This is a genomic window from Corallococcus sp. AB018, assembly GCF_003986945.1.
GTDB lineage: Bacteria > Myxococcota > Myxococcia > Myxococcales > Myxococcaceae > Corallococcus > Corallococcus exiguus.
Window position 1 is genome coordinate 1 of sequence record NZ_RAWR01000254.1, and the last position, 14,123, is coordinate 14,123.

General features: G+C 70.1%; 9 protein-coding genes. 3 read left to right on the forward strand and 6 right to left on the reverse strand.

Going from position 1 to position 14,123, the window contains the following annotated elements:
• The 4 genes from D7Y11_RS36875 to D7Y11_RS36890 form a co-directional block, all read right to left on the reverse strand.
• Positions 1 to 1,417, reverse strand: a 1,417-nt coding sequence (locus tag D7Y11_RS36875; RefSeq protein WP_126936010.1) for a hypothetical protein, incomplete at its 3' end; no start/stop codon positions are given.
• A gap of 236 nt (positions 1,418 to 1,653) precedes the next feature.
• Complete coding sequence (locus D7Y11_RS36880; RefSeq protein ID WP_126936011.1) at positions 1,654 to 2,463, reverse strand: HEAT repeat domain-containing protein; 810 nt, start codon at positions 2,461 to 2,463, stop codon at positions 1,654 to 1,656.
• Complete coding sequence (locus D7Y11_RS36885) at positions 2,460 to 3,296, reverse strand: HEAT repeat domain-containing protein (RefSeq protein ID WP_126936012.1); 837 nt, start codon at positions 3,294 to 3,296, stop codon at positions 2,460 to 2,462. Before D7Y11_RS36885 ends, D7Y11_RS36880 begins: the two co-directional genes overlap by 4 nt.
• A gap of 46 nt (positions 3,297 to 3,342) precedes the next feature.
• Positions 3,343 to 4,602, reverse strand: a complete 1,260-nt coding sequence (locus D7Y11_RS36890; protein ID WP_126936013.1) for a GAF domain-containing sensor histidine kinase — start codon at positions 4,600 to 4,602, stop codon at positions 3,343 to 3,345.
• Positions 4,603 to 4,781: 179 nt separating this feature from the next.
• Here D7Y11_RS36890 and D7Y11_RS36895 point away from each other — a divergent pair, with 179 nt between their 5' ends.
• Positions 4,782 to 6,590 carry a glycosyl hydrolase family 18 protein gene (locus D7Y11_RS36895; protein ID WP_126936014.1) on the forward strand — a complete coding sequence of 603 codons (1,809 nt, stop codon included), beginning with the start codon at positions 4,782 to 4,784 and terminating at the stop codon, positions 6,588 to 6,590.
• Positions 6,591 to 6,646: 56 nt separating this feature from the next.
• Here the strand turns inward: D7Y11_RS36895 and D7Y11_RS36900 are convergent, their stop codons facing one another.
• Positions 6,647 to 10,282, reverse strand: coding sequence for an FG-GAP-like repeat-containing protein (locus tag D7Y11_RS36900; RefSeq protein WP_126936015.1), 3,636 nt, complete (start codon positions 10,280 to 10,282; stop codon positions 6,647 to 6,649).
• A gap of 651 nt (positions 10,283 to 10,933) precedes the next feature.
• Between D7Y11_RS36900 and D7Y11_RS36910 the strand changes: the two genes are divergently transcribed.
• On the forward strand, positions 10,934 to 12,232 hold the full coding sequence (locus tag D7Y11_RS36910; protein WP_233607506.1) for a sigma 54-interacting transcriptional regulator: 1,299 nt from the start codon (positions 10,934 to 10,936) through the stop codon (positions 12,230 to 12,232).
• A 153-nt stretch (positions 12,233 to 12,385) separates the two neighbouring features.
• Positions 12,386 to 13,198 (forward strand): hypothetical protein, encoded by an 813-nt coding sequence (locus D7Y11_RS36915; protein ID WP_126936018.1) that lies wholly within the window; start codon positions 12,386 to 12,388, stop codon positions 13,196 to 13,198.
• A 78-nt stretch (positions 13,199 to 13,276) separates the two neighbouring features.
• Here D7Y11_RS36915 and D7Y11_RS36920 read toward each other — a convergent pair.
• The coding region (locus D7Y11_RS36920; protein ID WP_126936019.1) for a papain-like cysteine protease family protein at positions 13,277 to 14,123 on the reverse strand (847 nt) is incomplete at its 5' end.

Below are 14,123 nucleotides of genomic sequence, written 5' to 3' on the forward strand. Positions count from 1 at the left end.
GGCGAGCCGCGCCCTTGGCGCCGCGCTTCGCCTTCGATGCGGGCTCCTCGCTGGGGGCGGGAGGCACGGAGGTCTCTTCAGGCGCTTCGGCGGGAGCAGCTTCGGCTTCGGAGGTCTTCCGCTTCGCGGCGCGGCCCGAGCCCCTGCGCGAGGGGGCTTCCTCGGCGGTCGTTGTCTCCGTGGCGGGAGGCGTTCCTTCCACGGGGGTCGCGGGAACGGTGTCGGTGGCGCCCGTCTCCGCCTGGGGCGCGGGCGTGGCGGACTCCGCGGGGGTCTCCGATGGGGAAGGCTCGGGGGCCTCCTGCGGCGCGACGGCGGGAGTTCCTTCAGCCGGGGTCTTCTTCGCGGAGGAGCCCTTGGGCGCCTTCCCCGCGCGCTTCGAAGGAGCCTCGCTGGCGCCTGTCTTCAGCTCGGCCGTCTCCGCACCCGCGGAGGTCGGCTCAGGGGCTTGAGAAGGCTGTTCGGAGGGTGTTGGCGCGGAAGCCTTCGGGCGCTCCTCGGCCGATACGGGCTCCGCGACAACTTCGGAGGACTTCTGTGCCTCGGTCTTCAGGGGCTCCTCGGTCGATGCAGCCTTCGACGCGGCGGCCTTCGAGCCCTTCTTGGTCGGAGTCGGCTCCGCGGCTACCTCGGAGGACTTCGGTGCATCGGCCTTGGGGCTCTCGTCGGTCGATGCAGCAGGCTTCTGGGCTTCCTTCGACGCGGAAGCCTTCGGGCCCTTCTTGGTCGGAGTCGGCTCCGCGGCTACCTCGGATGACTTCGATGCATTGGCCTTGGCGTCTTCCTCGGTCGAGCCCGGCTTCTGCGCGGCGCGTCCGGCGGCCTTTGTTGCGGACGCCTTCGGGCCCTTCCCGGTTGAAGCAGACTCCGCTGCGGGTGTCTGGGCGGCCTTCGACGCCGGAGCCTTGGGGCTCTCCTTGGCCGCGGTGGGCTTCGTGGCGGCTGCCTTTGAAGCCTGCGCGGCGGGCTTCGCAACGGGCGTCTTCGACGGTTGTGCGCCCGGCTTCGCGGCAGGCGCCTGTACGGCGGCCTTTGCTGGGGGCGCCTTCGGAGCCTGTGCGGACTTCGCGGCCGGCGTCTTCAGCGCCTGAGCACCGCCCTTCTTCGCGGCGGAGGTCTTCGGAGCCTGAGCCGAGGACTTCGCGGCAGGCGTCTTCGATGCCTGCGCACCCGACTTCACCACCGAAGCCTTCGGAGCCTGTGCGGCCTTCGAGGCGGAAGCCTTCGGAGCCTGTGCTGCCTTCGCGGTGGGCTTCGCGACAGGCTTTGCCTTGGCCGCCGCGCCCTTCACCGCCTTCGCGACCTGCTTCAGCTTCGAGGCCGCGGTCTTCAGGGACTGCACCACCGGCTTCGCGACCGCGGCCTTCTTCACCGGAGCAGGAGCCTTGCCCCCGGCGGGACGGCCCCCGGGCTTCATGGCTGCCTTGCCAGCGGCACTGCGGGACTTGGACGAATCGGAGGAGGCGGAAGGTCGGGTCGGGCGGCGCTGGGCCATAAAGTCATCCTCGGAGGACCCGAGCGGTTGGCGCCGTCGGCCCTCGTCCCTGATGGCTAGTGCACCCTCAGCCTCGCCGCAAGGCGCACGTGCGGTACGAGCATGCTTCCTGTCGGCCGGCGACCGCTGGAGCGGACGCCGCGCGAGAACAGGGGGCTTCAGCGTCCCAGTGATTCCAGGTGGCGGATGGCCTCGGCGAGGACGCTGCTGAAGTAGCTGTCTGCCTTGCCGGGACCGTCCCGGAGCTGGAGGAGCAGCGGCAGGAGCGAGAGGTCCTCCAGCGCCTGGGCGGCTTCGACGGCCAGGACGATGACCTCGCTGCCCTCCAGTTCGCGGCGCAGCGGCTCCAGGACACGCGGGTCCTTGCGCAGCGCCAGTCCGACCAGGGCCTCGCCGCGAAGCTCCAGGTCGGTCTCCGTGAGCCGGTCGAACAACGCATCCCGAAGCTCCGGCGTGTCCACGTCTTCCGCCTGGCTGCCCAGGCTGAAGGTCGCCCAGTTCCGGACGTCTTCGTCGCTGTCGCGGGAGAGCTCAATCAAGGTCTGGATGGCGACCGGATCCCGGTGGGGCATCATCCCCATGACCACGCCCATCCGGACATTCTCGTCCGGGTGGTTCTTCAGGGGCAGGAGGGCGGGAACCGCTCGGGCATCCCCGAGGTGCCCCAGGGCCGTGGCCATTGAATCCAGGACTGCGGCATCCTGCTCCTTCGCGAGCGCGGACAGGACTTCATCCGCGCACCGGGTGACGAGTTCGGGACCCGGCTTGGGGCTTCCCAGTTGCGCGAGGATGTCCGCGCCACGTCCGCGCTCACGGGAAGAAGGGGAGTGCAGCAACTTCACGGCGGCCTCGAACACCTCGTTGCTGCCAAGCTCCCGCAGCGTGCGGATGGCCTCCCAGGCCGTTTCGTCCTCCTCGTCACCCTGCAACGCGAGGGCAATCAACTCCGGAACAGAACGGTCTTTCATGACGCGCGCCCTCCCAGGCATTCGATGGCGAAGTCGATGGCGCCCTCGAAGGCGTCGTCCATCGGGCGGGCCGCCTCTCGGACCGCGAGGAGCAGCGGCAAGAGCGACGCGTCCTCCAGGTACCTCGCGGCCTCGATGGCCGCGATCTCGACGGGTGGCCTCTCCAGTTCATGACGGAGGTGCACCAGGACGCGAGGGTCCTTCCTCTTGGCCAGCCCGACCAGCGCGTCCGCCCGGATGCCGCTGTCCTCATCCGACACCCGGTCGAGGAACGCGTCCCGCAGCGCCGGGGTGTCCACCTCGTCCTCGTCCTTGAGGGCCAGTCCGGACAGCACCTCCTCGCGCACGGATGTGTCTCCGTCCCGGGAGAGCTCCATCAAGGTCTGGAGGGCCACGGAGTCGTTGTGATGCGGCATCAGACCCCGGGCGACTCCCTCCCGGACCCGGGCATCCGGGTGGTCCTTCAAGGCGCGCAGCGCGGGCAAGGCCCGGGCGTCCTCGAGGTAGCCCAGGGTATAGCCCATTGCCTTGAGGACGGATGGAGCCTGCTCCGTGGGCAGCGCGGCGAGGAGGGCCTCCGCGCATCGTGCCCTGCGCTCACGGTGCTCCTTCGCGTCGTGCCCCGCCGCCTGGGCGAACAGCACCGCGCCCCGTGCGCGTTCCCTCGAAGAAGGGGAGCGCAGCAACTGCTCGGCGGCGGCGAACAGTTCCTCCCGGTCGCGCTTTCGCAGCGCATCCAGCGCGGCCCAGGTCCAATCCCCCTTCACATCGAGGAGCGCGATGGCCACCAGCTCCAGCGTGCAGAGGGCGTCGTAATGAGCGGGAATGGCCATGGGGAAAGGATAGCCCCAGGAACACCCCCCTCGGGCTCCCCATCCCCTACGCGGAGCGCCGCTGCCGTGCGCTCGCGTCCAGCGGAAGGGTGATGGTGAAGCAGGTCCCCTCCTCGGCGCCGCTCGTCACCGTGGCCTTGCCCCCATGCGCTTCGGCCAGGCCTCGCACCAGGGGCAGCCCCAGGCCCCAGCCCTTCTCCGTGCTCTCCGTGGCGGACCGCGTGCGGTGGAACGGCTCGAAGATGGTCTGCAGGTCCTCCGCGGCGATGGGCGTGCCCTGGTTGCGCACCTGGAGCCTCACCTGGGTTTCATCCCGGTCGAGCCGGATCTCAATCGGGGTGCCCGGCGCGCCGTACTTCGCCGCGTTGGAGGCCAGGTTCTCCACGATGCGGCGCAGCCCGAGCGGATCCGCCCGCATCATGAACTCACCTTCCACCTTCAGCTCGAAGCGCCCCGGGTAGAGCGCCGAGAGCTCATCCAGCGTCTGGGCCGCGACCGCGTGCAGGTCGCACTCCCGCACCTCCAGCGCCACGAGCTTGCCGGCCTGGATGCGGCTGGCGTCCAGGAGGTTCTGGATCATCCGCTCCGCGCGGTCCAGGCTCGCCGTCACGCGGCCCACGGAGGTCTGGACGCCCGGCAGGTCCGCATGACGCCTGCCCATCAGCTGCACGCTCAGCTTCGACGCCGTCAGGGGCGTGCGCAGGTCGTGCGTGAGCGCCGCGACGAACGTGTCCCGCATCCGCTGTTCGGCCTTCAGCTTGCGGATCTGATCGCGGAGGTTGATCTCCGTCATGATGGAGGCCGTCAGCTCCTTCATCACCAGGTGGTCCTGCTCGGTCCACTCGCGCACCGTGGGCTGGATGCAGCAGAAGGTCCCCAGCACGTGCCCGTCCGGGTTGATCAACGGCAGCACGATGAGGGCGACGATGCCCCAGGGCCCGGTGGACGGATGGAACTTCAGGAACGGATCCGCGGGCGCGTTCGAGGAGATGATGGGCTCCCCCTCGAGCGTGTAACGGCACAGCGACGCGTCGATGGGCAGCGTCCGTGTCTCCCGGAAGGGCGAGGGCAGGCCGAAGTCAGCCTTGAAGAACTGCCGGTTCGAGTCCACCAGCGACATGATGGTCAGCGGGACGTTGAGCAGCTGCGCCGCCAGGCGGGCGAGGCGGTCAAAGGCCTCCTCCTGAGGCGTGTCCATCAGCCCGGTGTCCCGGATGGCCTGCAGACGGTTCGGATCCGCGAGGCGACGGTTGCACCGCTGGGTCCGCGCGAGAGAGGCCTCGTCCAACTCACCTAGAAACTTCATGGGGACGGACTCTAGGCCCTGGGTCCAGTGGCCGGTCACCCGGATCCAAGGGGCCAGCTCCTCCGTTCGCTGACCAACCATCCAGGAGCGCTCAGGAAAATCCTTCAGGGCTCTTGACCCGCTTTCCCGGGGTCCGCCCTCCCTGTCTCCCGGACCCTTTTCCGGGAGGCTTTCCCCCAATGCATCCCCCTCGTTCGTCGTCCCGCGCGGCCCTCGCCGTGCTCCTGCTGCTTCTGCCCACCCTGGCCCTGGCCGCGGACCGGGGCGCCTGGGCTCCAGGCGTCGCGTATGCCGTGGGTGACATCGCGTCCTATGGAGGGAAGGGCTACGACTGCCGTCAGTCCCACACGTCCCTGGTGGGCTGGGAACCGCCCAACGTGCTCGCCCTGTGGCTGGAGCGCACCGGCAATCCTCCCGCGGACACGCAGGCCCCCACCGCGCCCTCCGGCGTCGGTTCACCCTCCAAGACGTATGACAGCGTGTCGCTGACCTGGAGCGCGTCCACCGACAACGTGGGCGTCACCGGCTACGAGGTCTTCGTCAACAACGGAGCCTCCGCCTCGGCCACCTCCACCACGACGAGCGCCACCGTCACCGGGCTCGCCGCCAACACCACCTATACGTTCACCGTGAAGGCGCGCGACGCGGCGGGCAACCGTTCCGCGGCGAGCGCCGCGTTCAGCACCACCACGCCCACGCGCCCCGCGCCGGACACGCAGGCCCCCACGGCGCCCGGCTCCCTGCGCTCCACCGGCGTGACGGCCTCCAGCGTGTCCCTGGGGTTCAACGCGTCCAGCGACAACGTGGGCGTCACCGGCTACGAAATCTTCGTCAACGGCGGCACCAGCGCGGCGGCCACCAGCACCACGCTGAACGCAACCGTGACGGGGCTCGCCGCCAACACGACCTATACGTTCACCGCGAAGGCGCGCGACGCGGCCGGCAACCGCTCCGCCGCGAGCAACAGCGTCGCCGTGACGACGGGCAACACGACGCCCGCGGGCAGCAAGGTGCTGGTCGGCTACTGGCACAACTTCGACAACGGCTCCACCAACATCCGGCTGCGCGACGTGTCCTCCAAGTTCAACGTCATCCAGGTGGCCTTCGCGGAGCCGGTGACGGGCGCGCCCTCCGGCACCATGGGCTTCACCCCGTACAACGCCACCGTGGCCGAGTTCAAAGCGGACATCGCCACGCTCAAGGCGCAGGGCCGCAAGGTGCTCATCTCCCTGGGCGGTGCGAACGGCACCGTCCACCTGGACAACGCGGCGGCGCGGCAGGCCTTCGTCACCAGCATGCAGGGGCTCGTCAACACGTATGGCTTTGACGGCCTGGACCTGGACCTGGAGGGCGCGTCGTTGTCCCTCAATGGCGGGGACACCGACTTCCGCAACCCCACCACGCCGCGCATCCAGAACCTCATCGCCGGCACGCGCCAGCTGCTCAACGACAACGGGGCGGGCTTCCTGCTCACCATGGCGCCGGAGACGGCCTACGTGCAGGGCGGCTACGCGGCCTACGGCGGCCCGTGGGGCGCGTACCTCCCCGTCATCCACGCGCTGCGCGACCGGCTGACGTACCTGCACGTGCAGCACTACAACACCGGCACGGTGATGGGGTTGGACGGTCGCGCCTACGCGCAGAGCACGCCGGACTTCCACGTGGCCATGGCGGAGATGCTGCTCCAGGGCTTCCCCGTGGGCGGCAACGCGAGCGCCGTCTTCCCCGCGCTCCGGCCGGAGCAGGTCGTCATCGGTCTGCCGTCCTCGCCGCAGGCCGCGGGCGGCGGCTACACCACGCCCGCCAACGTGCAGAAGGCGCTGGACTACCTGATGAAGGGACAGTCCTTCGGCGGCACCTATGTGCTGCGCCAGTCCGGCGGCTACCCGGGCTTCAAGGGGCTGATGACCTGGTCCATCAACTGGGACAAGTTCACCAACTTCGAGTTCTCCAACAGCCACCGCGCCTACCTGGACACCTACCGGTAGGCCGGGTGGGGCCCCGCGTCCACCGGCACGCCGCCGGTGGACGCGGAAGGGCGCGGCTAGAGACAGAAGTTCATGAACACGCCGACACTCTTGTGGGTTCCCTGGGACGTGATGAGGTCCGGCCGTCCGTCCGCATCGAGGTCCGCGCTCGTCACCGCCACGACACTGCCTCTCGTGGTGTAGCGCACGACCGGCCCAAGGGTATCCGTCCCCGTCCCTGGAAAGACGCTGAACATGTAGTCCGAGCCCAGGTTGGCGGGGTTGTAGACGACGACGAGGTCTGGCTTCCCGTCCCTGTCGAAGTCCGCGGCCACGAGCCCATACGGGGTGCTTGCGGTGGGGCGCGTGGTCAGGGTGGACAGCCCCCACGTCGGCGCTATCGACAGCACCGTGACGGTGTTGCCCGTGCTGTCGGCGACCGCGGCATCCATCCGCCCGTCGCCGTTGAAGTCCGCGAGCGCGATGGACCGGGGACGGGAGCCGATAGAGAGAGACTGCTTCCGGGTGAAGAAGCCGGTTCCGTTGTTCCGTACGGTTTCGACGTACCCGGTGTAGCCCACCACCACCAGGTCCCGCCTTCCATCGCCATCCACGTCCGTGCTGGCGAGCGCGATGGGGACTTCGGTGACCCGCGAGTCCTGGCGGGCGGCGAAGCCTCCGGTGCCATCGCCCGTCAGCAGGCTCACCGTATGGTCACTGCTGTTCGCGGTGACCAGGTCCACCTTGCCATCCCCGGTGAAGTCCTCCGCGAGGAGCGCGTTGGGCGCCAACCCCGTCGCGAATTCCCTCCTCGGTCCGAAGCCTCCCGCGCCATCTCCCATCCACACGCTGACGTTGCCATTCAAGGTGGGGGCGGGCGTGCCGCTGGGGTTCGCCGTGACGAGATCCGGCCAGCCATTCCCGTCCAGGTCCACGATGACGACCGCGCTCGCGTTCGAAGGCGTCACGAGGGTGCGCAGGGCACCGAACCGCCCGTTGCCCTCCCCCAGGCTCACGTTGACTCGTTGATTGGAGGCGGCGACCGCGAGGTCCAGCTTGCCGTCACCATTGAGGTCCCCGGTGGCCGCCCAGGTGGGAATGGCCGGGGTGGCCACCTCCATCCTCGTCCGGACTCCACCCCGGCCGTCACCCTTCAAGAAGTGGATGGGGTTGCCCGCCATCAGCAGGTCCTGGCTGCCATCACTGTCCAGGTCGCCCACCACCACGCGCCCCGAGCTCGACACGACGAAGTCCTGCCGGCCGTTGAAGCCGCCCGCGCCATCTCCTCGAAGCAGTGCGAGGTTCAAGGTGTCGTGGTTCACCACTGCGTCCAGGTGGTCATCCCCGTCCATGTCCACGAAGGTCAGGGACGTGGGCGTGTTGGCCACCGGGATGTCCGCGAAGGCCCCGAACTGCCCGGTGCCGTCACCCAGGGCCACCGCGAAGGAGGACGCTCCGGTGTTCGCGTACGCGAGGTCGAGCTTGCCATCGCCGTTGAGGTCCACGCTGTTCGCGGCACTGGGGTACAGCCCCGTGTGGAAGGTCTGGCCGGTCTGGAAGCCGCCGGTCGCATCCGCGAGCAACACCGTGGCATTGAAGTTGTTGTGCGTGAGGAAGAGGTCCGCCAGGCCGTCCCCGTTGAAGTCACCCGCCGCGACCGAGCGGATGTCGTCTGGGAAGGGGACGTCGTGCCGGGGCGCGAAGTCCCCCCGCCCGTCGCCGTGGAACAGGCGGAGCATCCTGCTGCCCCAGTCGGCCATGACGAGGTCCTGCTTTCCGTCTCCCTCCAGGTCCGTCACGACCAGCGAACCCGTCGTGGTGCCGCTGGCGAGGTCCCGCTTCGCCGTGAAGCGGCCTGTTCCATCTCCGAACACGACGGTGGCCTGGGCGCTGCCGGAAGCGGCGTACAGGAACACGAGGTCGGCGTGCCCGTCCTGGTTGAAGTCCGCCACCTGGGCTTCCCTGCCGTTGGGGACCGTCGTGAAGATGTGATGGCGCGCAAGCCCGCCGGCGCCATCCCCCAACAGCACCCCTACGCCAAAGGCGTCCGTGTACCCCACGTCGGGAAGGCCATCCTCGTTGAAGTCCGCGATGACCACCGACGACGCCTGGTCCGACAACCTGGGCCCGGCGCCCAGCCCCAGGCCGCAGGGCGTGTTCGCGTCACAGGCCTCCGACAGCGGACCGTCTCCCAGCGCGTTGGAGGCTTGCACCGTGAAGGCATGGTGCATCCCGCCCCCCAGACCGAGGACGGTGGCGGAGGTGGCGCCGGCGGCCACGGTGGCGGTGCGTCCACTGGGGCTCGCGCGCACGACATAGCGGGTGAGGGGGATGCCTCCGTTGGAGGCGGGGGGCGTCCAGTCGACGCGGACGCGGCCGTTACCGAGCGCGGTGGCGAGAGGCGCCTGGGGAGCTCCGGGCACGTCGTGCGTCGTGACCGCCGCGGAAGGCTCGGAGTCCGCGCTCGTGCCCACGGCGTTCAACGCGGCGACCGTCACGGTGAACGTGGTTCCCCTCGGCAGGCCTGTCAGTGTGGTGACCGTGTCCGGTCCCACGGTGACGGCCGTGCCCGGGACGCCCGCCGCGTGCGGCGTCACCCGGTAGGCCGTCACGGGCGAGCCCCCGGTGGAGGCAGGCGCGGTCCAGGTGAGCGTGAGCTGGCCCATGCCCGCGACAGCCACGACGTCCGTTGGCGCGGCCGGAGGACGGGCCGGCGTCACCGTCCCTGTCGCCTCGGGGCCGGTGCCCACCGCGTTGAGCGCGACGACGTGCAGCGTGTACGCCGCGCCGTTAGCCAGGTCTGTGAAGCGCGTCTGGGTTTGGGCGGCGGGCAGCGTTCGCGTCACGTCGCCCGGCTGGAGCGTCACGGTGTAGCCGGTGAGGGCGTGGCCTCCGTCGGACGCCGGGGCGCTCCAGGACACGGCGGCCGCGCCGTCCTCCGCCTGGAAGGAGACGTCCAGCGGGACTCCGGGCACGTCCGGCGTGGTGATGGCATTGGAGGTCGCGGACGCGGGCCCTTCGCCCACGGCGTTCCAGGCCCGCACGGTGAAGGTGTAGGGCGTGCCGTTGGCCAGGCCGGTGACGTGGGCCTGCTCCCCCGTGATGTCGACGGTCGCGCCCTCCACGGCGGGCTGGACGTCCACGGCGTAGCGGGTGACGGGGCTGCCGTTGGCTTCAGGGGCGGTCCAGGTCAGCGTCGCGCCGCGAACCTCCGCCGTTGCCACCACGCCCGTGGGCGCGCTTGGCCTGCCCGCGGGCGTCACCGGCTCGGAGGGCTGGGACGGCGTGGAAGGGCCCACTGCGTTCACCGCTACCACTGTGAACGTGTACTCCGTTCCGTTGGTGAGGCCCGCCACCTGGACCTCGAGCACGTCCGGCGCGACCGTCTCCGAAGCCCCGCCCGGCGAGGCCGTGACGATGTAGCCCGTGAGCGGACTTCCGTGGTCCTGGGCCGCTGTCCAGAACACCCGGGCGGCGCTGTCCCCGCTCACCGCGACCACTGCCTCCGGCGGCGAAGGGACCTCCGCGAGCATTCCTCCATCCACGACGCCGGCATCGTCGGAGGTGCCGGCATCATCGGCCGAGCCCGCGTCCAGGACGCCGGCGTCGCGGACTGGCGGCTCGGGCGGTAGTGGCGAGACGCCTGGGTCGCCGCACCCCACGGCGGCCGCAAGCAAGACGAGGATGAATCCGACGGATCCACGCAGCGACATTCCCACTCCCCCTTCGGGACTGGGGAGCGTTCTACCAGTCCGTGCTCCACGCCTTCAATGCGTGCCCGGAGACGAGGAGGCACTGCGCGAGTCTGTCATTGTCACCGCATGTCGTCGAAATCCACCGGGCAGGTCTGGGATGGCTACAGCGCCGTGGCCGGCCCGGGCGTCAACGCGCCGCTGAAGAGGACCCGGCCCGTTCGCCTCGGTGCCGTTCGTCCGCCACACCTCGGAGTTGGCGCCGTCCAGCAAGACGAACAGCCCCCGCGCTCCCGAGGAGCCCACGTCGAGGATGCTGGTGAGGCCCGCGTCCAGCCGCTTCACGGAGGTGGTTCCCCCCGCCGTCCCGTCGGGGCGCCATGCCTTGGCCTCCACCCGCCAGCATCAGCCCCAGGCCCACCAGGGCGCCCCGATTCCTGACACGCATGCTTGCTCCTTCCGGCTCGGAGCGGCCGGAACGGTGGGGTGCAAGGCATTGCCTTCCAACGAGCACCGCAAGGAGGTGGGCGTGTTCCCCGAGGCCTCCCGGCCCTCTGCTCGCGTGCTAGCGTCGTCGCGGTGTCGACACGGGATGACAGGCCGGAGGGGCGGGAGACGCCGTCTTCCGACAGGACCCGGACCCTTCCCGAGAAGCCCGGGGGCAAGGTCCGCTTGAAGCTGTGGGTGTTGTCCGGGCCCGCGGCCGGCCGGAGCCACCCGCTGCGGGTGGGGGAGTACCGGCTGGGCAAGAGCGCGGACTGCGACATCGTGCTCGAGGATGGCACCGTGTCCCGCTACCACCTGAAGCTGGAGGTGCGGGAGGATCGCGTCGTCGCCACGGACCTGGGCTCGTACAACGGCTCCTTCTGCCAGGGCCTGCGCTTCAGCGAGCTGGAGGTCCAACCCGGCGCCGTCCTCCGGCTGGGGGAGACGCAGCTCAAGGTGATGCCCGAGGACACCCGTGAGCGCTCGCTGCTGCTGTCGCCGCGCGACCGCTTCGGCGCCCTGGTGGGCCAGAGCCGCCGGATGCGCGAGGTCTTCACCTTCCTGGAGCGCATGGCGCCGGGCGACTCGGACGTGCTCATCCAGGGTGAGACGGGCACCGGCAAGGAGCTGTGCGCCGAGGGGCTGCACAATGAAAGCCCGCGCGCGAAGAAGCCCTTCGTGGTGGTGGACCTCGCGGGCATCGCGCCGTCGCTCATCGAGTCCGAGCTGTTCGGCCACGTGAAGGGGGCCTTCACCGGGGCCCAGGCGGACCGGGCCGGAGCCTTCGAGCGCGCCCACGGGGGCACCGTCTTCCTGGACGAGGTGGGCGAGCTGCCCCTGGAGATGCAGCCGCGACTCCTGCGCGTGCTGGAGCGCCGGCAGGTGAAGCGGGTGGGGGCCAACGACTACCGGGCGCTGGACGTGCGCGTGGTGGCCGCCACGCACGTGGACCTGGAGGCCGCGGTGAGGGCGGAGAAGTTCCGCCGGGACCTCTTCCACCGGCTGGCCGTGCTGCGCGTCGCGCTGCCGCCGCTGCGCGAGCGTCCGGAGGACATCCCCATGCTCATCGACACCGTGCTGGAGCGCCTGGGCAAGCCGCCCAGCACCCTGTCGGACCAGACGCGCGCCCTGCTCCTCCAGTACCCCTGGCCGGGCAACGTGCGCGAGCTGCGCAACGTGGTGGACCGCGTGGTGAACCTGGGCGAGGAGTCCCTGCCGGACATCGACCCGGGCGTCCCCGGCCGTGCCTCCCTCCGCGCGGGCGAGCTGAACCTGGCCCGGCCCTTCAAGGAAGCCAAGGAGCAGCTCGTGGAGGGCTTCGAGCGCGACTACCTCATGAGCCTCCTCAAGCGCTGCGAGGGCCGCTTCAACCGCGCCGCCCGGGAGGCCGGCATCGACCGGGTGTACCTGCGCAAGCTGATGCGCAAGCACGGTCTGGAGCTCAGCGACGGCAAGCCCGGGGCGGACGAAGACGACGCCGGGTGACTCCTGTCACCCACTGGGACCGCCACCGGGTGACTCGAGTCACCCACTTGCGAACCCCTCTGCGTGGCTGCTCCCGCGGGAGGCCCACTGGCATCACTCCTGCTTAGGGAACGCGTACCGGCCATTCACGGCCCCCACGACCCCGAGCACGTCATGATCTCCTCCGTCTCTTCGCGTTCCAACCCGTCCTCGTTCCTCACGTCCCTGCTGAAGCCGGCCACGCGGGCGCAGCCGGTGCAGCCCTCCCAGGACACGTCCGCGGCGGCCCTGCGCAACAAGCTGTTCCACACGGACAGCTTCGAGTCCTCGGCGCGGACTCGGTCGCTGCCTCCCACGCCGACGACGCGGCCCGCGGGCGCGGGCTCGGATCCGGTCAGCGCGGACGCGCTCGTGCCGGCCAGCTCGCATGACGCTTCCAAGGACTACCAGGCGCTCTCGTACTCGGAGGACAAGCAATACAACGGGCAGCCGCTGAGCTTCTGGAAGAAGAACGTCTGGGACACCGCCATCAAGTCGGGCGCCGCCCCCGAGGAGGCCGCGCTGCTCGTCGCGCAGGTGATGCAGGAGGGCGGCACGGACTTCAACAAGAGCGGCGCCGCGACGAACTACGGCCCCTTCAACCTGAACAAGGACCTGCTGGAGACCTACGGCAAGCACCTGCCTCAGGACCTCCAGCAGCTCAACGGCAGCAGCCCGGAAGCCATCGAGCTCAATGTGACGAACGCGCTGGACGCGATGCGCGCGGTGGGGGCCAACAACTACCTGCACCACGTGCGCGGCGGCCGCACCAACTTCGAGCACCCCGAGCAGCGCATCAGCGACAACCCGAACGTGAAGGGCGATGACGCGTTCGCCTTCGAGCGCAGCCTGTCCAACAACGCGCGCCTCTTCCTGGAGTCCGTCCAGGCGAACCCCTCCACGCTGAACGACAACCAGCGCTTCGCCTCCGACATCCCGAACATCTGAGGAAGCGGGCGCAGCGTGAAGAACGGGGCTCCGCGTGCGATGCACGCGGGGCCTTTTCGTGTCCCCGCGCCGCGCGAACTACGAACCGGACTCGCGCGAGCCGAAGGAGCTGTTCTTGGATCCGATGCCGGAGGAGTCCCCCAGCGTGGCGGAGTGATTCGCGTTCGCGGCGGCGAGCGCGCCCGCGTCACCGCCTTGGGGATTGACGATGAGCATCCCGCCGCCGTTGAACGAATCCCAGCCGGAGTTCATCGCCTGGGTGAGGTGCTGGAGGTCCACGTCGTAGCTGGAGCCGGAGGCCGGATCCTGGATGCGGTACTGGCCCTGGGCATTCTTTCCGTCGATCTCCACCCAGTGCGCGCTGCCGGCGGACGTGTCACCGGAGGCGCCGGGCTGGATGCGGTTGGAGTCCACCAGGGCCACTGCCTTCTTGCCCGAGTCGAGCGCGGCGTTCAGCGCGTCGCGGTCGAACTGGGATGCGCCGCGCGTCACCTCGAAGCCCTGGCCCGCGAGCATCTGGCCCATCTGGTCCGGCGTCGTGCCCTTGCTGTCGGAGTAGCGCGACTCCAGTGACTGGACGAGCTGGGCGTCCGTCTGCCCCTGGCCGCCGCCATTGGCGCGCACCAGCATCGCGGCGGCCGTCGCACCGCAATTGGTGGCGTCTGTCTGCCGGAGGACCGGCGTCTGCTGGGCCCAGCCCTTCGCGCCCGTGAGGGAGGGCGCCGGCTCCATCCGCGACAGCTCCATGGGACGCGCGCCCAGCGGCTGTCCGGCCCCCGCGGACTGGGCGGCCCATTGTCCCGCCACCTCCGGTGACTCCTCGAAGCGGTCCTGCGGGAACCCGGTGACCTGCTCTGTCTCGAGGACCGGCTCGGGGGCCAGGTGGCCCTGGACCGGAGCATTGCCTTGCGGCGCGGCTGTCTGC

Coding starts and splice junctions, on each gene's coding strand:
- D7Y11_RS36885 (WP_126936012.1), bottom strand. CDS start 3,296: ATGGCCATTCCCGCTCATTACGACGCCCTCTGCACGCTGGAGCTGGTG.
- D7Y11_RS36895 (WP_126936014.1), top strand. CDS start 4,782: ATGCATCCCCCTCGTTCGTCGTCCCGCGCGGCCCTCGCCGTGCTCCTG.
- D7Y11_RS36900 (WP_126936015.1), bottom strand. CDS start 10,282: ATGTCGCTGCGTGGATCCGTCGGATTCATCCTCGTCTTGCTTGCGGCC.
- D7Y11_RS36890 (WP_126936013.1), bottom strand. CDS start 4,602: ATGAAGTTTCTAGGTGAGTTGGACGAGGCCTCTCTCGCGCGGACCCAG.
- D7Y11_RS36915 (WP_126936018.1), top strand. CDS start 12,386: ATGATCTCCTCCGTCTCTTCGCGTTCCAACCCGTCCTCGTTCCTCACG.
- D7Y11_RS36880 (WP_126936011.1), bottom strand. CDS start 2,463: ATGAAAGACCGTTCTGTTCCGGAGTTGATTGCCCTCGCGTTGCAGGGT.